At 67.5% G+C, this 18,005-nt stretch carries 14 protein-coding genes; 4 read left to right on the forward strand and 10 right to left on the reverse strand.

The window, feature by feature from the left end; translation table 11 throughout:
• Positions 1-15: 15 nt before the first annotated feature.
• From ACSBP4_RS02620 to ACSBP4_RS02650, 7 genes are all read right to left on the reverse strand, one after another.
• On the reverse strand, positions 16-1,452 hold the full coding sequence (locus tag ACSBP4_RS02620; RefSeq protein ID WP_435551287.1) for an amidase: 1,437 nt from the start codon (positions 1,450-1,452) through the stop codon (positions 16-18).
• Positions 1,453-1,588: 136 nt separating this feature from the next.
• Positions 1,589-2,809 carry an acyl-CoA dehydrogenase family protein gene (locus ACSBP4_RS02625; RefSeq protein WP_435551288.1) on the reverse strand — a complete coding sequence of 407 codons (1,221 nt, stop codon included), beginning with the start codon at positions 2,807-2,809 and terminating at the stop codon, positions 1,589-1,591.
• Positions 2,810-2,829: 20 nt separating this feature from the next.
• A complete protein-coding gene (locus ACSBP4_RS02630; RefSeq protein WP_435551289.1) occupies positions 2,830-4,467 on the reverse strand; it encodes a long-chain fatty acid--CoA ligase in 1,638 nt (545 codons plus the stop codon).
• 75 nt (positions 4,468-4,542) lie between these two features.
• Positions 4,543-5,706, reverse strand: a complete 1,164-nt coding sequence (locus tag ACSBP4_RS02635) for a CaiB/BaiF CoA transferase family protein (RefSeq protein WP_435551290.1) — start codon at positions 5,704-5,706, stop codon at positions 4,543-4,545.
• An 83-nt stretch (positions 5,707-5,789) separates the two neighbouring features.
• Positions 5,790-6,722, reverse strand: coding sequence for a ribonucleoside-diphosphate reductase subunit beta 2 (locus ACSBP4_RS02640; protein ID WP_006649861.1), 933 nt, complete (start codon positions 6,720-6,722; stop codon positions 5,790-5,792).
• Positions 6,723-6,810: 88 nt separating this feature from the next.
• Entirely contained in the window at positions 6,811-8,247 is a 1,437-nt protein-coding gene (locus ACSBP4_RS02645; RefSeq protein WP_006649862.1) for an APC family permease, read from the reverse strand.
• Positions 8,244-8,495, reverse strand: coding sequence for a hypothetical protein (locus ACSBP4_RS02650; protein ID WP_006649863.1), 252 nt, complete (start codon positions 8,493-8,495; stop codon positions 8,244-8,246). The genes ACSBP4_RS02645 and ACSBP4_RS02650 overlap by 4 nt, the downstream gene beginning before the upstream one ends.
• A gap of 211 nt (positions 8,496-8,706) precedes the next feature.
• Between ACSBP4_RS02650 and ACSBP4_RS02655 the strand changes: the two genes are divergently transcribed.
• Entirely contained in the window at positions 8,707-9,444 is a 738-nt protein-coding gene (locus ACSBP4_RS02655; RefSeq protein ID WP_006649864.1) for a 3-hydroxyacyl-CoA dehydrogenase family protein, read from the forward strand.
• Between the two features lie 431 nt (positions 9,445-9,875).
• Here the strand turns inward: ACSBP4_RS02655 and ACSBP4_RS02660 are convergent, their stop codons facing one another.
• Entirely contained in the window at positions 9,876-10,673 is a 798-nt protein-coding gene (locus ACSBP4_RS02660; protein WP_049965508.1) for an enoyl-CoA hydratase/isomerase family protein, read from the reverse strand.
• Between the two features lie 335 nt (positions 10,674-11,008).
• Positions 11,009-12,076 (reverse strand): anthranilate phosphoribosyltransferase, encoded by a 1,068-nt coding sequence (locus tag ACSBP4_RS02665; protein WP_435551291.1) that lies wholly within the window; start codon positions 12,074-12,076, stop codon positions 11,009-11,011.
• Between the two features lie 173 nt (positions 12,077-12,249).
• Here ACSBP4_RS02665 and ahbB point away from each other — a divergent pair, with 173 nt between their 5' ends.
• The 3 genes from ahbB to ACSBP4_RS02680 all read left to right on the forward strand — a co-directional run bounded on the left by ahbB (position 12,250) and on the right by ACSBP4_RS02680 (position 14,606).
• Positions 12,250-13,290 (forward strand): siroheme decarboxylase subunit beta, encoded by a 1,041-nt coding sequence (gene ahbB, locus ACSBP4_RS02670; protein ID WP_435551292.1) that lies wholly within the window; start codon positions 12,250-12,252, stop codon positions 13,288-13,290.
• A 96-nt stretch (positions 13,291-13,386) separates the two neighbouring features.
• Positions 13,387-13,986, forward strand: a complete 600-nt coding sequence (locus ACSBP4_RS02675; protein WP_006649868.1) for a hypothetical protein — start codon at positions 13,387-13,389, stop codon at positions 13,984-13,986.
• Between the two features lie 56 nt (positions 13,987-14,042).
• A complete protein-coding gene (locus tag ACSBP4_RS02680) occupies positions 14,043-14,606 on the forward strand; it encodes a hypothetical protein (RefSeq protein WP_006649869.1) in 564 nt (187 codons plus the stop codon).
• Positions 14,607-14,653: 47 nt separating this feature from the next.
• Here the strand turns inward: ACSBP4_RS02680 and ACSBP4_RS02685 are convergent, their stop codons facing one another.
• Entirely contained in the window at positions 14,654-17,779 is a 3,126-nt protein-coding gene (locus ACSBP4_RS02685) for an FAD-linked oxidase C-terminal domain-containing protein (protein WP_435551293.1), read from the reverse strand.
• Between the last annotated feature and the right edge of the window lie 226 nt (positions 17,780-18,005).

Genomic DNA, 18,005 nt, shown 5'->3' on the forward strand with positions numbered 1-18,005 from the left:
GCGGACAGTTCTCTCCTACTCGGGATACGCGTCGTGCCACGGCCGCTGTCGTTCGACGGCGGCGCTGGCCGCGATGACCGCGTCGTCGTCGTGTCGCTGCCCCGCGATTTGCATCCCGACGGGGAGCCCGTCGACGAGGCCGGCCGGGACCGAGGCCGCCGGCTGGCCGGTGAGGTTGAACGGCTGGGTGAGGACCCAGCCCCGATACGGTTCGATCTCGACGCCGTCGATCTCTTCCGGTTCTTGGTCGTGGGGGAACGGCGTCGTTCCCGCCGTCGCCGTCACGAGGAGGTCGTACTCCGCGAACAGGTCGACCAGCCCGTCGAGAACGTGGGTCCGGACCACGTCAGCGCGCTTGTACTCCCGCGTCGTCGGCTCCTCGGCGTCGACGATCAGTTCGACGAGATACGGCCGCAGGCGGTCGCGGTCCTCGCCGAGCGGGTCGAACCCCTCCGCCCGGAGGTTCTCGAGCAGCGACCCCCACCGCACGGTCGCCATGGTGTAATAGGCCTCCAGTATCTCCTCGTTGTCGTGTCCCAGGTCCGGATCGACCCGATCGACCGTCGCGCCGGCGCGCTCGAGCGCCGAGACGGCGTCCTCGAGGACCTCGCGGACGGTGGGAGCGACGGGATAGATCCCCATATCGGGACTGAAGGCGATCTCCATCCCGTCGATCGGCCGGTCGACGGCGTCGCGGTACTCGTCCCCCTTCGGGACCGAGAACGGGTCCCGCGGGTGGGATCCCGCCATTACGTCCAGCGAGAGCGCCGCGTCCTCGACGGTTCGGGCCAGCGGCCCGTGCGTGGAGAAGGGAGTGTGGCTCGCGAACCCGTTCGGTCGACTGACGTTCGGGATCACGCCCTGCGTGGGCTTGAGCCCGTAGACGCCGCAGAAGCTCGCCGGAACGCGAACCGAGCCGCCGGCGTCGGAGCCGGGTGCGAGCGGGACGAGCCGGTCGGCAAGCGCCGCGCCGGCCCCGCCGGAGGAGCCCCCCGAGACGCGGTCGGGGTCGAACGGCGTCCCCGTCGGCCCGACGACGCGGTTGTCGGTGGTCGTCCCGAGCCCGAACTCGGGCGTGTTGGTCTTGCCGACGACGATCGCGCCCGCCGCTTTCAGCCGGGCGACGAAGGGCGAGTCCGACTCGGCGACGCGATCATCGAAGAGCAGCGATCCCGAGGTCGTCCGAACCCCCTCGACATCGTCTAAGTCCTTGATCGCGACCGGGACGCCGTGGAGCGGCCCGAGCGGCTCGCCCTCGTCGATCGCCCGCTCCGCGTCCGCGGCCATCTCGCGGGCGAGGTCGTCGGTCACCGTGACGAAGGCGTTCGTCCGCTCGTTTCGTTCGTGTATTCGCTCGAGGACGGCGTCGACGACCGCGGTCGGCGAGAGCTCGCCGTCGCGGATCGCCCGCGCGAGCCCGGCAGCAGTCCGGTCTGTGGGTCCCGTTACCATGATACAAGTCATAACCGTACCGAGTGAAAAGCGTTCGTCTCGGCGAACCGCAGTTGCGACCGCGAGCTGGGACGCGAAAACCCCTCACCCGACAAGCGAGCGGGGCCATCCCCTCGAGCGGAGCAGTGGAAGGCAGTTACTCCGTGATGCCCATCGTCTTCGCGATCGTGTTGAGCTGGATCTCGTCGGTTCCCTCGACGATCCGCAGGATCCGCGCCTGGTGGACCAGATCCATGTAGGGGCTCTCCTCGGCCAGCCCGTTCGCGCCGTTGACCTGCACCGCCGCATCGGCGACCTCCCAGAGGACGTTCGTGGCGAACCACTTCAGCACCGACGAGTCCATGATCGTCCGTTCGTTCTGGGCCATCTTCCAGGCGAGTTTCAGTCCCGCCGCGTCGGCCGCGTAGGTCTTCGCCTTCCCCTTCGCGAGCTTCGCGGAGACCTGCTGGAAGTTCCCGATCGGCTCGCCGAAGGCCTCGCGCTCGGTGACGTACTCGCCGGCCTCTTCGAGCAGGTACTCGCTGTACCCCACGGCTTCGGCACCCAGCTCGAGTCGCCCGAGCGAGAGGAACTCCATCGCGGCGTAGAAGGCCTCGTCGACCTCGCCGAGGACGCGGTCCTCGGGGACGCGAACGCCGTCGAGAACGATTTCGGCCTGTGACCCCTCCGCGCCGACGGCGTTGTTGTACGACCCGATCTCGTACTCGTCTTCCTCGACGATGAAGCAGGTGATACCGCCGTAGCGACCGCCCTCGTCCTGTGGCGTGGTCCGGGCGAACAGTTGGACGAAGTCGGCGTAGGGCGCGTTGGTGATCCACTGCTTGCGCCCGTTGATGAGCCACTCGTCGCCGTCTCTCTCCGCGGTGGCCTCCATATTCGGCGAATCCGACCCCACGCCGGGCTCGGTCTGGCCGAACGCCGTCGACTTCTCGCCCCGGACCACGGGCTCGAGATATTTCTCGCGTTGGTCGCCCTCGGCCTGTAACAGCAGTGGCTTCGGTCCCTCGGGGCCGGCGAGGACGTACCGCTCGAGGCCGCCGCCGTGGCTCGCGAGGTGTTTCTTCGCCCGATACCAGGTGACCGGTGAGATGCCGTCGCCGCCCGCGTCCTCGGGCAGGTTCATCGCGTAGAACCCCGCCTCGGCCGACTTCCGCCGGATCTCCTCGCGGGCCTCGAGCAGCTCGTCGGTCCACCGGCCGTTCTCGTGATGGCCCTTTCGGGGGTTGGTGTAGGTGTCGCCCAACTCCTCGACGATCGGCTCGACCTCCCGATCGATGAACTCGTCGATGCTCTCGAGGATCAGTTCGGTCTCGTCGTCGGTGTCGAAACTCACGCCGTCTGTGGTGTTTGCTACCATATGAGATTTCGTGAGGTCGCTTACTGCTGTGGTGCCTGTTCGTCGTCTTCCGCCTCGAGGACCACGTCGAACTGGTCTCGGAGCGTCTTCTTGTCGAACTTGCCCGTCGAGGTCTTCGGGATCTCGTCGACGATCTCGTAGACGTCGGGCAGCCACCACGAGGGGAACGTCTCGGCGAGGTGGGCCTCGAGGTCGTCCGCGTCGACGGTCACGCCGTCCCGCGGGACGACGACCGCCATGGGCCGTTCCTGCCAACGCTCGTGGTCGACGGCGATGACCGTCGCCTCGCTGACGGCCTCGTGGCCGATCAGTTCGTTCTCGAGTTGGACCGAGGAGATCCACTCGCCGCCGGACTTGATGACGTCCTTGTCGCGGTCGACGACGTCGATGTACCCCATCTCGTCGCGGGTGGCGATGTCGCCGGTCCGCAGGTAGCCGTCGTCGGTAAACGCCTGCTCGTTCTCCTCGGGCCGATTGTGGTAGCCGTCGGTCACCCACGGGCTGCGGACCTGCAGTTCGCCCATCGTCTCCCCGTCGGCGGGGACCTCCTCGCCGTCGTCGTCGATCACCCGGGTCTGCATCCCCGGGACGGGGAGGCCGGCCTTCGCGCGGTACTCGTATTGCTCGTCGCTGGGCAGTGCCGCCGTCTCCTTCCGGAGCGTACTGAGCGTGCCAAGCGGCGAAGTCTCGGTCATCCCCCAGCCCTGGAGGATCGGCGCGTCGTACTCCTCGTCGTACTTCCGGATGAGCGACTCCGGTGGCGCCGACCCGCCGACCGTCAGCCGGTCGATGTTCGAGATGTCGACCTCGGGGTTCTCGTCCAAGAACTCCGCCATCTCGAGCCAGATCGTCGGTACGGCCGCGGAGAAGGTCACGCCCTCCTCGTCGATCAGCCGGGCGATCGTCTCGGGATCGGTGTGGACCGAGGGAAAGACCTGCTTTGCTCCCACGAGCGTCGCGCCGTAGGGGAGCCCCCAGCCGTTGGCGTGGAACATCGGCACGACGGGGAGAATCGTGTCGCGCTCGCCGATCCCGTTGGCGTCGACGTGGCCGCCCATGATGCTGTGGAGGTACATCGCCCGGTGGGAGTAGGCGACGCCCTTGGGCAGCCCCGTCGTTCCCGAGGTGTGACACATGCCGTACTCCGCGTCCTCGTCGATGTCCGGCCACTCGTAGTCGGTCGGCTGGCCCTCGAGCAACGACTCGTAGTCGGTCACCGGCTCGAGGTCGGTATCGGGGACCTCGTCGTCGAGGACGACGTACTGCTCGACGGTATCGAGGTCGTCGGCGTTGGCTTCGACCTTCTCGATGAGGCCGGGATCGACGAAGATCACGCGGTCTTCGGCGTCGTCGATCGTGTGGACGAAGTGGTGATCGGGCAGCCGCATGTTGCACATGTGAATCGACCGTCCCGAACACGCCGGCCCGAAGTACAGTTCGTAGTGGCGGTAGTGGTTCGTCGCGACGACGCCGACCCGATCGCCCCGGTCGAGTCCGAGGTCGTCGAGCGCGGACGCGAGTTGATTGATCCGGTCGTACGCGTCGCCGTACGTGTACCGATGGACGCTCCCGTCGGGCAGTTTCGTCACCAGTTCCCGATCGGGGTAGAGGTCGACCGCCCGCTCGAGTACCTTGTCAAGTGTTAACTGGACACCCATCATGGTCGTCGCCACTATTCTGTCCAGTACCTTATGATTTGGGGCGAGACGGCGGTTGCGCCGTCGACGCGGCGATTAACGGATCGCACCGCGGTCGCGAAGCGCGGCACGTTCGTCCGCGTCGTATCCCGCGGCGGCGAGCAGTTCGTCCGTATGCTCGCCGTGGCCGGGGACCGATTCGTCGCGGCCCTCGGGGGCGTTCGACCCCAGCGCCGGGAACCCGACCCGCGGCGGCGCGTCGTCGGGCCGTTCGACCAGCCCGCGGGCCTCGAGTTGCGGATGCTCGAGCGCCTCGGCGGGCGTACAGACCGGCCCGGTCATCGTCTCGTCGCTCAGTTCGTCGAGCCAGTCGTCCCGCGTGCGGGTCGCGAACAGGGCCTCGAGTTCCTCGCGGACGGCTTCGAGTTCGGCCGGATCGTCCGTTCCGTGTAGGTCCGTCAGGTCCTCGCGGCCGATCTCCTCGCAGAAGGCCGTCCAGAACTTCGGCTCGAGGGCTGCCAGTGTCAGGTAGCGGCCGTCGGCGGTCTCGTAGACGTCGTACCAGGGGAACTGGCCAGTAAGCGCCGTCTCACCCGGTCGAGGATTGTCGCCGGTCAGTGCCTCGTGACTGATCGCCTGCGAGAAGGAGGCGACCACGTCGGTCATGGCCACGTCGACGTACTCGCCGCCGTTGCCCAGTTCCCGCGAGAGCAGGCCGCCGACGATCGAAAACGCCGCGAACAGCCCGCCGCCGAGGTCGCCGATCTGATAGCCCGGGATCTGTGGGGCCATTTCCTCGTCCTCCCGGGTCATATCGAGTAAGCCGGCCACCCCGACGTAGTTGAGGTCGTGGCCCGCGCGCTCGGCGTAGGGTCCGGTCCCCCCGTAGCCCGACAGCGAGCAGTAGACCAGCTCCTCGTTGTACTCGACGAGCGTCTCGTAGTCGATCTCGAGCCGGTCGGCGACGCCGGGGCGGAACTGTTCGAAGACGACGTCGGCGTCAGCGACGAGGTCGTAGAACGCCTCGCGACCGGCCTCCGATTTCAGGTCGAGCGCGACGCTTCGCTTGCCGCGGTTGACGCCGTCGAACAGCGCGCCGACGTCACGCTCCGTCGTCGGCGGCGTATAGCGGGCGTAGTCGCCCGCGTCGGTGTCCTCGATCTTGATCACGTCGGCGCCCGCGTCGGCGAGCAGTTGCGTCGCGTACGGGCCCGGCAACAGGCGCGACAGGTCGAGTATCCGAACGGAATCGAGCTGCATGGTACCACGTTTCGATCCGGTCCCAAAAGTCTACTGTCGGTCGGGGCCGCGGCCCCGCAGCCACGACCGGACGCGGATCGCCCTCAATCGTCGCCCTCGAGCGCCACCAGGTCGTCGACGTCCGGAATGTCGGCCGCGGCGTCGGTGATCTGTTGCATCCGGTCGGTGTGTTTCTCGATCGCGTACTCGGCCAGTTCGCCGGACTCGAGGCCGCGGCGATCCGCGGGGTCGTCGGGCTGGAACCGCTCGTCCTCGGTGATCCCCTGGACGAGCGGGAGCAGCTCCTCGACGGTCTCCTCGATGAGGTGGGGGTCGACCCCCTCGGCGATGAGCTTCTTGAGCTGGTTCATCCCGAAGCCGACGTGGCGGCCCTCGTCGCTGCGGATCTTGGTAAAGCCCTGGACGAGCCCCGGCAGGTGCGGCAGCCCCTCGAACTCGCCGCCGTAGGAGGTCTGCATCCCGTAATAGCCCGTCTGTGCAAGGATGCCCTCTACCGTGAGGTGATAGTGACAGTACGCTTTCGCCCTGTTTTCGGGTGTGTCCTCCTCGAGCAGTCGGAACTGCGCTTTCCGGTTACGGTCGAACAGCTCGATGTAGGGGTCGTTGAACCACCGCTCGTGGCGCGGGTTCGATCGCTCCCAGCCTAGTTCGTCCTCGACCGTCCAGATGACCTCTCGCCAGTAGCGATCGAAGAAGTCCGCGTGCTTGGCCTCCTCGTACAGTTGGGTCGTCAGGAACAGTTGGTCGTCGATGTCGTCGAGGACGGCCCCCAACGGCGCGAGATCCTCGGTGACGGCGTCTTCCCCGGCGCCGAACTTCGCGATGCCGTTGAGGGTGCCATACCACGACTCCCGGTCGTAGCCGTCCGTCTCCTCCATGAACGCGAGTAAGTTCTCGACGTCTCGCTCGAGGGCGATCTCGCCGGGGTCCCAGTGGCGCTCGACCGCGTTGCGGTAGTAGCGGTTCGATCGGGACTCCCGGTCCATCATCTCGGTTGGCGTGTACTCAGTTGCCATACCACATACTACTCGTCGCGGCTATTAAATGTGCAGTCCCTGTCACGCGGATCGAGTCCGTCGGGGTACCCGGACGCCGCTCGAGCGGTCAGTCGCCGCCCTCGCCGGCGTCCGCTCGCGGGGTATCCCCGCTCGCGTCACCCGAGGCGTGGTGTGCCTCGCTCTCCTCGACGCGCTCGTGGCGGTCGAGGGAGGTCATCGTCCGGTAAGTCTCGGCCCGGTCGGTCTTCGCGAGCCGGTAGCGGTAGTAGCCGTAGGCGACGACGAACCAGCCCACGAGGACGACGCCGACGATCGGCCGCTGGAGCAGCGTGACGATCCAGAACGCGCCGGTCGCGACGGCCCCGCCGAGGACCGCGAGGAGGAGCCCCCGGTATCGCCGGAGTCGGAACGGGGCGTTGGCGTAGTGGGCGGGGAACTCCCGGGGCAGGTTCCAGAGCCCGATCGCACAGAAGAAGTACGCGGTGAGGCTGGCCAGGCCGATGAACACCGAGAGCCCCACGATCTCGTCCGCGATCGGCACGAGTACGAACGGCGGGAGGCCAAGCAGCGCAACGGCGTAGTGGGGCGTCTCGAACCGCGGGTGGATCCGGGCGAGCGACGCCGGGAGAATGCCGTCGCGGCTCGCGCGCATGAGCGTCCGGGAGAATACCAAAAGCGTCGTGTTCACGGTCGTGACGACCGCGAAGACGGCACCGGCAGCGACGACGTACTCGCCCCACCACGGGAGAAATTGCGCGGCAGCCATCGCGAGATCGGCTTCGGCCCCCAGTTCGGTGTAGGGAACGACGCCGACGAGGACGGCGATCAGCGCCACGTAAAACAGGGCGACGATCCCGATGCCCAGCCCCAGCACCAGCGGGATCGTCCGGCCGGGGTTCTCGATCTCTTCGCCCAGTTCGACCAGCAGTCCGAAGCCAAGGAACGGGTAGAACAGGGCGACCACTGCGAGCCCGAACGCGCCGTAGTCCGGGAAAAACGGCGCGTAGTTGGCGGCGTCGACCGCGGTCGCACCGGGGACGATAAAGGTCAGGAGCGCGATCACGAGCCCGGCGAAGAAGACGAGTTGGACCTGTGCGACGACCCTGAGCCCGATCAGGTTGACCAGCAGGACGAACGCCAGCAGGACGTAAATCAGCGGTGTCGACGGGACGTCGACGAATATCCGGGTGTACTCCGCGAAGCCCGTCGCCGTGATGAGCAGCGACGCCCACGCGACCAGCGGGATGGTAAACGGGACCAGAAAGCCCCAGTACGGCGCAGTCAGACGAGAGATATAGACGTACAGCCCACCGGCGACGGGCATCGCCGACCCGAGCAGGGCGTTGTAGAGGACGACGAACGACGCCGGGATCGCCGCCAGGAGGATTGCCACCACGAGCGACGGGCCCGCGGTCCCCGCCAGCGGCCCCGGCAGGACGAATATCGGCACCGAGATCGCGTTCCCGACCAACAGCGCGAGGACGCCGACGATCCCGATGCTCGAGGACAGCGTCGCCGCGTCGGCGTCGCCGGAGGCACTCATTCTGCCGTCGTTCGATCGGCCCGCCGGCGTCGGACGGCGGCGTCGCGGACCCGTCGACCGAGGGCAAACCCGACGACGCCACCGAGAAACGGTGTCACAGCGAGCAGCGCCGGGGCCGTAACCAGCGGGAGGACGATTCCGAGCCCGAGGCCGACCACCAGCCCGCCCTCGGGATACTGCGCCGCGGCGACCTCGCGCTCGACGTCGTCCATCTCCGCCGGCTCGTCGCGGTACTCTCCGATTGCCATGTAATGCCCCACCATACCACGGGTAAAATAGCTTCTGGACGTTGACACCAGCTGAACGTCGGTCGGCGGTGTCGGGACCGCGTCCGCCTCGCAGCGTCGCGTCGCGCCAGCGATCCCGTCGGCGGGTCGGTGAGCGGCTCGAGCCGGCGAACGACACCGGCCTCCACGCACGTTGATAAGAACTAAGTCGGTACCCGTGAAGGTTGGTGCCATGGCACAAAAGAGTGCTGCCGTCGTCGGTGGCGGCATCATGGGCGCCGGTATCGCACAGGTACTCGCACGGAACGGCTACGACGTGACCGTCCGCGAGATCAACGAGGAGTTGGCCGACGAGGCTCGCGAACGCGTAATATCGGGCAATTACGGGCTCGAGGACGCCGTCGAGGGCGGGTATCTCTCCGCGGACGAGAAAGACGCTGTCCTCGAGCGGATGACGTTCACGACGGATCTCGACGCGGCGACCGACGGGACCGACTTCACGATCGAGGCGGTTACCGAAGACCTGGCGATCAAGGGGCAGGTCTTCCGCGATCTGGACGAGGTCACGGACGATCAGCCGCTGTACTCGAACACGAGCGGGTTCGCCGTCACGTCGATCGCCAACGCCGTCTCCGACCCCTCTCGGGTCGCGGTGACGCACTTTTTCAACCCGGTCGCGGTCATGGACATGGTCGAAATCGTCCAGGCACCGGAGACTGACGAAGCCGTCGTCGAGCGCGCCGAGGAACTGGTCGACGAACTCGGGAAGACGCGGGTCACCATCGACGACGATCCCGGCTCCTACGGCTTCCTCGCCAACCGCTGTCACGCAGCGATGCGCGAGGAGGCCAAGAAGATCGTCGACGAGGGGATCGCCACGGAGGAACAGGTCGACAAGGCGCTCGAGGACGGCTACAACCTCCCCGTCGGCCCGTTCTCGCTGACCGGCATCGGTGAGGAGTGGGACTGACGATCGGTTTCGGTCCCGGACGGACTCGGTCCTATCCAGATCGACGAACCGGTTGCAGTGGCGTGCGCTGTCGATCGGTCGGAGCGGTAGCGACGGCCGATCGATGACCCCGCGCGAGGGATGAGCGAGTGTACCGAGCGAATCGGCTGGGGAGGGTGTGGTTATTCCGTGTAGCCACGATAGCAGCGCACTCTCTCGGTCGAAGATATATAATGACCGGTCGTTAGAATTGACAATCGAGTACGTCCTGCTATCGTGGCAACTAGGGATTCCACGTCCTCCCCAGCCGATTCGCTCACGCCCTTCGGCGCTCGCTCATCCCTCGCACAACGTCGTGTCGCGGTTCGTTCGCCCTCACCGCGACACAGCGCGCGCCACTGCAGATCGTGAACTCAATCCGAAGTGGAACGCCGTCCGTTCGTCCGTCGCCGTTACTTCCCGTCGAACTCGGGCTCGCGGTCCTCGGCAAACGCCGCCGCGCCCTCCGCGTGGTCCTCGGTCTTGAGCAGTTCCTGAAAGAGCTGGTTGTCGTAGGCCAGCCCTTCCTCGAGCCCGCTGTGAACTGCCATGTCCGCGGACTTCTTGATCGCCTGGATCGCAAGCGGTGCCTGCCCGGCAAGATCGTCGACGAACGCGTCGACTTCGTCCTCGAACTCGTCGTCGGCGTAGACGTGGTTGACGATGCCTTCCTCGCCCGCCCGTTCCGCGGAAATATGCTCGCCAGTCATCGCGAGTTCCTTCGCGACGGCGGGGCCGGCGATCTTCGTGACGTACTGGACGCCGCCGGCACCCGGCAGGATACCGAGGTTCACTTCGGGGAAGCCGAACGTACTGCCCTCGCTGGCCAGTCGGAAGTCACAGGCCAGCGCGGTCTCTAAGCCGCCGCCCAGACAGTAGCCGTCGATCTTCGCGATGACCGGCGCGGGGAAGTCCCGAATGAAATCGTAGTGGCTCCGGGCCGAGGTGCCGCCGGCCGACGCGTCGGAGAAGCCGCCGATATCCGCGCCGGCACAGAAGGCCTTCTCGCCGGCCCCCTCGAGGACCACGGCACGTAAGGCGACGCCGTCGGCACCCTCGTTTTGCTCCTCGAGCAGTTCGAGGCCCGCGACGATGTCGTCCCTGAGCTGGGCGCTCAGCGCGTTCAGCGCGTCCGGCCGGTTCATCGTCAGCGTACCGACGCCGCTGTCTTCGTCGAACTCCACTAGGACTGTCTCGAGTGATTCGTCCATGGGTGACGGTCACGGCCACCGATCAAAAAGGTGTCCCGTTTCACACCCCGGCCGGCGGACGACCGCAGTCACTGGCCGGCACGTACCATCCTGCTGTCGTCGCCGTCGGTTTCGGGATCGAGTCCGCGCCGGGAGCGACCGCTCGAGCGCTTGTAGTCGCTGAAAACATACTGAAACTAGTCTTTCGGACGATGGGTGTCGGAGTTACCCGAATACGCGTTCCGATCCGATTGCACAACTGAGAGACGATCCGTCTTTTCCGAACGCGGCCGAGAGGTCGGCCCGGCAACCCGTTCCCATCGGACCGATCGATCGGCGAGCGGACCGGCGCTCGGTCAGAACGCCTGCAGGTCCTCGAGGACGGCCTGTGCGCTGCCGTCGTCGATGACGTCACGAGCCCGCTCGAGGCCCGCGTCCAGGCTCTCGACGTCCTGGCGGGCGTACATCCGGAACGCGCCGTTGAGCGCGATGGCGTCGGCGAAGTGGTCCTCGCGGTCGCCGGACAGTACCTCCGCGGTGATCGTCGCGGAATCGACCGCGATGTCGTCGACCGCGAGGTCCTCGCGTTCCATGTCCATCCCGTACTCGGCGGTCTCGATCTCGTAGTCCTCGAGGTCCTCGCCCTCGTCCCACTCCGCGACTTTGGTGTAGCCGGGTCGGATATCGTCGTAGCCTTCCATTCCTTGGAAGAAGATGGCCCGCGAGTAGTCCAGCCGATCGCTCTCGCGGACCAGGTCGATCATCTTCTTCGCGAACGCGAGGTGGTAGAACGACCCCAGGTGGACGTCCGCGTTCGCCGGGTTGGCGACGGTCTCGATCGTGTTGACGAACGTTCGGACGCCCATCTCGTCGCGACGGTCGAAGAGGTCGTCGATGACGGGGTTGAACGCGGGCTGGTAGTAGAAGCCGAAGCCGATCTCGTCGACCATGTCGGCGCTCTCGCCCGGCTCGAGTTCGGTCCGAACGCCGAGTTCCTCGAGGACGTGTTTGTAGGGGGTCGCCTTCTGGGAGGGAACACGGTCCCCGGAGTGGACGACGACCGGCGTGCCCGCGGCGGCGGCGACGACGCCGGCACCGACGCCGAGGATGGCGGAGGTGTCCTTGCCGTCGTAGTTCGCGCCGCAGTCGACCGGATCTGCCTCGGGTTCGGCGGTCACGACCGACTCCTCGCGCATGACGTCCGTGTAGGCCGCCAGCTCCTCGGGGTTGTTGCGCTTCCAGCGATTCGCCAGCCAGAACGCGCCGAGGGTGGTCTGATCGGGCTCGCCGGCCAGGATCCGCTGGAAGGCCTCGCGGGCCTGCTCGCGGTCCATGTCGTCGGCCGATTTGGGGCCGGAACCGACTACCTCCGTCATCAGGCGTTTCAACGGCCAATCGCCGAACTCCTGGGATGCCTGCGCCATGGGCGAAGCTTCGGACGGCCACCGCAAAAACCCCGCGTTTCCGGGATTCCCACGGCCGTCAAACGACGGGTTCGATGTCGCTCGAGCGACGCGGCGCCACGGCGATCGTCCGCCGTTCCCGACCGCCGAGACGACCCGAAAACGATACGGTCCCCTTCTCCCTAGGACGACCAATGAGTGCCCTGTCGGGGAACTGGCGCGACGCCATCGACGACGTGGACGCGGCGCTGATCGACGGCTATCAGAGCGGGTTCCCGATCGAGGAACGCCCGTTCGACCGCGTCGGTGCCGACCTCGGGATCGACGAGTCCGCCGCGGTCGACCGCGTTCGAGCCCTGCGAGAGGCGGGGATCGCCCGCCGGTTCGGAGCCGTCCTCAACCCGCCCGTGATCGGCTCTTCGACGCTTGCCGCGATCCAGGCCCCCGCGGACCGCTTCGACGAGATCGCGGCGATCGTCAACGAGTACCGGCAGGTCAACCACAACTACGCCCGCGACCACGAGTGGAACATGTGGTTCGTCGTCACCGCCGGCTCCCGCGAGGCCCGTGACGAGATCCTCGCCGAGATCGAGACCCGAACCGGCTGTGACGTGTTGAACCTGCCGATGCTGACCGACTACTACATCGACCTCGAGTTCCCCGTCGTCAACGCCGACCGCTTTGCGCGCGAATCGCTCGAGGCCGGCACCGACTCCTCGGCGACCCGGATCAGCGAGGCGGCGACGGGCGATCTCTCCGCGCTCGAGGCCGACCTCCTGCTCGAGATTCAGGACGGCTTCCCCCTCTCGGCGACGCCGTACCGGGACATCGCCACGGCGCTCGACGCCCCCGTCGACGACGTCCTCGCGGCCGTCGAACGCCTGCTCGCGACCGGCTGTATCAAGCGGATCGGCTGCGTGATCAACCACGTCGCTACGGGCTTCGACGCCAACTGCATGGTCGTCTGGGACGTTCCCGACGAGGACCTCGACGCGTGGGGCGAGCGGGCTGGCGGGTTGCCCTACGTCACCCTCTGCTATCATCGGCCCCGCCGGCCCGAGCAGGACTGGCCGTACAACCTGTTCACGATGATCCACGGCCGCGATCCCGACGCCGTCGACGAGAAGATCGACGAACTCGCCGCCGATTACCTCCCCGTCGACCACGAACGACTCTACTCCACCGAGACGCTGAAACAGACCGGCGCGCGCTACGACGCCCTGCTCGGTACGTAGCCGGGACGACCGCTCTCGTCGGTGTCGACGCCGCTACTCGAGCAAGTCGGGAGGCGGGAAACGTATTTCCCTTCTCGTCGCTTACGAGGGGACACAATGATGGCGACGACCCACGCGCTGCTGGGACTGCTCCTGGCGTTGCCCCTGCTAGCGGTCGCTCCGGACCTCGCGCCGGCCGCGTTCCTCGCGGGACTGGTCGGTGGGGTGGCTCCCGATCTCGACCTCTACACCGGCCATCGGAAGACGCTTCATTACCCCGTGTACGGCTCGATCGCGACGGTGCCGGCGGTCGTCATCGCGGCGCTCGTCCCCACGACCGTGACGGTCGCGATCGCCGTCGGTCTCGCGGCCGCGGCGCTTCACGCCGTCGCCGACGCGGCCGGGAGCGGCCTCGAGTTGCGGCCCTGGCAGGGGACCTCCGAGCGGGCGGTCTACAGCCACTATCACGGTCGCTGGGTTCGCCCGCGACGGTGGGTCCGATACGACGGCGCTCCCGAGGACCTCTTCGTCGCCGGGGTCGTTGCGGTGCCGCTCGTCATGCTCGGCGACGGCCCCGTGACTGCTCTCGCAGTCGGCCTCGTCGCGGTGTCGGCCGTCTACGTCCTGTTGCGCAAGCCGCTCGCGACCGTCGCCGAGCGACTCGTTCCGTTGCTCCCGGCGGCGGTTCGCCCTTACGTCCCCGCGCGGTATCTGTGACGGGTCGGCACGACTGAACGGTATTTTTATCAGTCAGCGCTCCAACCGATCCCGCAATGAACGGAGAGCGGACGGCCGAACGCGGCGTCCGAGCGGCACTCGTCGCTGTCCTCGTCGCGGGCGTACGCCAACGCGATCCGGGTGCGGTCGTCAACGCCATCGTCGCGTTCGCGGCGACCTACACTCCCGACGTCGTCGAACGCGTCTTCGGACTCGAGTTTCGCCCGTGGCAACGCGCGTACGTCGACGGTGCGATGCTTACCCACGCCATCGGCATGCTTGGCCCCTACGACGACGTCTGGTGGTGGGACCACCTGACTCACGCCTACTCGTCGACGCTCGTGGGCAGCGCCGCCTTCGCGGCCGCCCGTCGCCGCGGTGACGATCCCTCCCCGCGCGTCGTCGCCGCCGTCGCCGTCGCCGGCTGCTGCTGGGAACTCCTCGAGTACGTCATCCATGCGACCGCGAACCGGCTCGGTCTCGAACCGGTACTGGTCACCTACGGCAAACGTGATACCGCGCTGGATCTCGTCTTCAATCTCGTCGGGGCCGCCGTCGTCCTCTTGCTGGGCGACCACGCCCTCGAGAACTTCGCCCGAGCGCCCGCAACCGACGACTGATCGGCCGCTTCGGAATACGGACTTCGAAGTCGTTCCAGCGGACCGTCTCACTCGAGCGCGTCGGCGACGACTTCGATCGGCGTCGGCGGTTCCTCGGTGGCGTCCGGCCGGTTCTCGAGTTGCGTGCGACAGGACGCGCCGGGAGCGACGACCCGGCCCCCGGGACTGTCCTCGACCTGCTCGTAGAGGATCTCGGCGATGGCGTCGCTCATCGAGGCGTGTTCGGACTCGTAGCCGAAACTGCCGGCCATCCCGCAACAGCCCGAATCGAGCGGATCGACGGCGTAGCCCGCTCGGCGAAGGATGCCGACGGCGTGGTGGTCCTTCGCGACCGACTGCTGGTGGCAGTGGCCGTGATAGACCAGTTCGTCGGTGGCCGCTCGCTCGTCGAAGGCGATCCCCTCGTCCAGTCGGAAGGTGTCGAGGTACTCGCAGACGCCGTACGTACCCCCCGCCAGCCGCTCGGTGGCGTCCGAGCCGAGCAGGTCGAGGTAATCGGACTGGAACATGACCGCGTCGGAGGGCTCGATGACGACCACGTCCCAGCCGTCGGCGACTCGCGGCGCGAGCGCAGTGACGTTCTCCCGGGCCGTCTCTCTGGCTTTCTCGAGGAACCCCTTCGAGAACGCGGGCCGGCCGGTGTCGCCGAGGTCGTCCGGGACCGCGACGTGAACGCCCGCAGCCTCGAGGACGCGGACGGCTGCCTTCCCGGCCTCGGGGTTGCTGTAGTTCGTGTAGGTGTCGGGGTAGAGGACGGCTCTACGGGTGGCCTCGGCCTCGCTCGCGCGGCACCCTCCGCGCTCTGCTCGCGCCTTCGACGCTCGCTTTTTCGAGGCGGCTTCGCCGCCTCGCTCGTGGAACCAGTCCCGGAACGTCTTCGCGCGGAACGTCGGCAGCGGCCGGTCCGAATCGATCCCGACGACGGCCTCGAGGGCCGTCCGGGCACCCGGCAGTTTCGGGAGGACGTTCGACAGCGGCGCGAGCCGGCTCCCCCACTTCGAGAGGGTCCCGACGTTGGCGAAGAGTCGATCGCGCAGCGTCGCGCCGTTTCGCTCGTGGTACTCGTGGGTGACTTCGGCCTTGAGCTTCGCCATGTCGACCTCGCTGGGGCAGTCGATGGCACAGCCCTTGCAGCCGATACAGAGGTGCATCACCTCCTCGACGAACTCGTCGGAGACCGCCTCGTCCGGATCGGGATCGCCGCTCATCGCCCCCCGGAGCGCGTTGGCCCGGCCGCGGGTGGCCGTGATCTCCTCGTGGCTCGCGCGGTAGGTCGGACACATCACGCCGCCGGTCGTCGACTGCTCGCCCCGACAGCCGCCACAGCCGTGACAGAGTTCGACCATCCCCTGCATCCCGTTGTCGTTGTCCCACTCGAGTGTCGGCTCGAAGCCGGCGTCGAACTCGTAGTCGGGATCGAACCGCAGCTTCTCCCGGAGGTCGGTCGGTTCCGCCTCGCGGAAGACGACCTGTCCCGGGTTCAGGATCCAATCGGGATCGAACGCCGTCTTGAGGTCCTGAAAGGTCTCCCAGAGGTCGTCGCCGTAGCGCTTGCGATTCCACTGGGTACGGGCGCGGCCGTCGCCGTGTTCGCCCGAGACCGATCCCCCGAGTTCGACCACGAGGTCCGTCACGTCGTCCGCGATGCCGTGGAGTTGCTCGAGGCCGATCTCGGTCTTCGTGTTCACCAGTGGCCGGACGTGAAGCACGCCGGGCCCGGCGTGGGCGTAGAAGCTCGCGTAGGTGTCGTGGGCCTCGAGGATCGCCTCGAAGCGCTCGACGAACTCGGGGAGCTTCGCCGGCGGGATCGCGGTGTCCTCGATGAAGGAGATGTGCTTCGCGTCGGTGGTCCGCGAGAACAGGATCGGGAGGCCGGACTTCCGGAGCTTCCACAGCTTGGCGCGCTCGGGTGCGTCGTAGGCCTCGAGCGCTGCGAGAGCGGGGGTTTCGGTATCGCTTCTCGGTGCGTCGTCGGCCGGCTCCCCCGCCGGCGTCGCCGACGGGACGCGGTCGGCCAGCAGGCCCGCGACCTGCGCTTTCCCGTGGTCGGCGTCCGCGGCGTAGAACTCCACGAGCAACACGGCGTTGGTCCCTTCGGGGAGGGTCTCGGTGACGGGGCCGAACTCCGCCGTGTCGCGGGCCAGATCGAGCAACACGTCGTCCAATACCTCGACCGCCGCGGGATCGTGTGCGAGGATCGGCTCGACGTCTTCCATCGCCTCGTGGAGGTCACGGTAGCAAAGCAGGGAGACGGCCTTCGTCTCGGGGACCGGCTCGAGCGAGACCGTCGCCTCGGTGATGATCGCCAGCGTGCCCTCGCTGCCGGCCAGTAGCCGCGCGAGGTTGACAGTGCCCGGCTCGCCGGTGTCCTCGCCGCCCGGCAACGTCTCGCCGCGGGCCTCGGCGACGAGCCGGTCCAGATTGTACCCCGAGACGTTGCGCTTGAGGTCGGGGTAGGTGTCCGCGATGCGGTCCGCGTCCTCCTCGAGGATCCGCTCGACTTCGGCGTAGATCCGCGCCTCGAGATCCCCGTTGGGATCGGCCCGCTCGCCGATCTCCTCGCGAGTACTCTCGCCAAAGCGCGTCACGGTGCCGTCCGCGAGGACGGCCTCGACCCCCTCGATGTAGGCATCGGTCTTGCCGTATTGCAGCGAGTGAGCGCCCGTCGAGTTGTTCCCGATCGCGCCGCCGAGCGCGCTCTTGTCGCCCCACGCCGGATCGGGGGCGAACTTGAGATCGTGTGGCTCGAGGGCTTCGTTCAGCGTCCCGAGGATCGTCCCCGGCCGGACCGTCGCGGTCCGGTCCTCGGGATCGATCTCGCGGATCCCGTCCATGTGCCGGGTGAAATCGAGGACGACGGCCCGGTTGACCGTCTGTCCGGCGAGGCTCGTTCCCCCGCCCCGCGGGAGGACCGGGATCTCCCGCGCCTCACAGTACTCGAGGATCCCCGCGACGTCGGCCGTCGACTCCGGGAAGGCGACGGCGATCGGCGTCAGCTCGTAGGCGCTCGCGTCGGTCGCGTACAGCTGCCGGGAGTAGGAGTCGCCCCGCACTTCGCAGTCGACGACGGCCTCGAGGTCCGCGACCAGCGCCGGGCGGTCGACGTCGTCGCTCCGGTAGTCGTAGTTCGCGCGCCGGTCGGCGGCCGGGTCAGCGCTCGGCTCGAGGGACATGCGTTATCCTTCCACAGGCGCGGCTAAAAGCGCCCGCATTGCCGACAGTACTGGGGCTCGCTGGCGTCCGGTCACTCACGAGTCAATGGGAAGCGACCGGACGGCCGCTCTCGAACCGTCCGGTCCGCACGTGGGGGCGAGGTGCTGGGAGTGGTGACCGAGCGAAAAGTGGCCCCGTCGTTTTCCCACGTGCGCCCCCGGGGCCGCCGTCCGATCTCGCGGACGG

The sequence above is a fragment of the Natrinema sp. CGMCC1.2065 genome (assembly GCF_051225675.1).
Classification (GTDB): Archaea; Halobacteriota; Halobacteria; order Halobacteriales; family Natrialbaceae; genus Natrinema; species Natrinema thermotolerans.

Coding starts and splice junctions, on each gene's coding strand:
- ACSBP4_RS02620 (WP_435551287.1), bottom strand. CDS start 1,452: ATGGTAACGGGACCCACAGACCGGACTGCTGCCGGGCTCGCGCGGGCG.
- ACSBP4_RS02625 (WP_435551288.1), bottom strand. CDS start 2,809: ATGGTAGCAAACACCACAGACGGCGTGAGTTTCGACACCGACGACGAG.
- ACSBP4_RS02630 (WP_435551289.1), bottom strand. CDS start 4,467: ATGGGTGTCCAGTTAACACTTGACAAGGTACTCGAGCGGGCGGTCGAC.
- ACSBP4_RS02635 (WP_435551290.1), bottom strand. CDS start 5,706: ATGCAGCTCGATTCCGTTCGGATACTCGACCTGTCGCGCCTGTTGCCG.
- ACSBP4_RS02640 (WP_006649861.1), bottom strand. CDS start 6,722: ATGGCAACTGAGTACACGCCAACCGAGATGATGGACCGGGAGTCCCGA.
- ACSBP4_RS02645 (WP_006649862.1), bottom strand. CDS start 8,247: ATGAGTGCCTCCGGCGACGCCGACGCGGCGACGCTGTCCTCGAGCATC.
- ACSBP4_RS02650 (WP_006649863.1), bottom strand. CDS start 8,495: ATGGCAATCGGAGAGTACCGCGACGAGCCGGCGGAGATGGACGACGTC.
- ACSBP4_RS02655 (WP_006649864.1), top strand. CDS start 8,707: ATGGCACAAAAGAGTGCTGCCGTCGTCGGTGGCGGCATCATGGGCGCC.
- ACSBP4_RS02660 (WP_049965508.1), bottom strand. CDS start 10,673: ATGGACGAATCACTCGAGACAGTCCTAGTGGAGTTCGACGAAGACAGC.
- ACSBP4_RS02665 (WP_435551291.1), bottom strand. CDS start 12,076: ATGGCGCAGGCATCCCAGGAGTTCGGCGATTGGCCGTTGAAACGCCTG.
- ahbB (WP_435551292.1), top strand. CDS start 12,250: ATGAGTGCCCTGTCGGGGAACTGGCGCGACGCCATCGACGACGTGGAC.
- ACSBP4_RS02675 (WP_006649868.1), top strand. CDS start 13,387: ATGATGGCGACGACCCACGCGCTGCTGGGACTGCTCCTGGCGTTGCCC.
- ACSBP4_RS02680 (WP_006649869.1), top strand. CDS start 14,043: ATGAACGGAGAGCGGACGGCCGAACGCGGCGTCCGAGCGGCACTCGTC.
- ACSBP4_RS02685 (WP_435551293.1), bottom strand. CDS start 17,779: ATGTCCCTCGAGCCGAGCGCTGACCCGGCCGCCGACCGGCGCGCGAAC.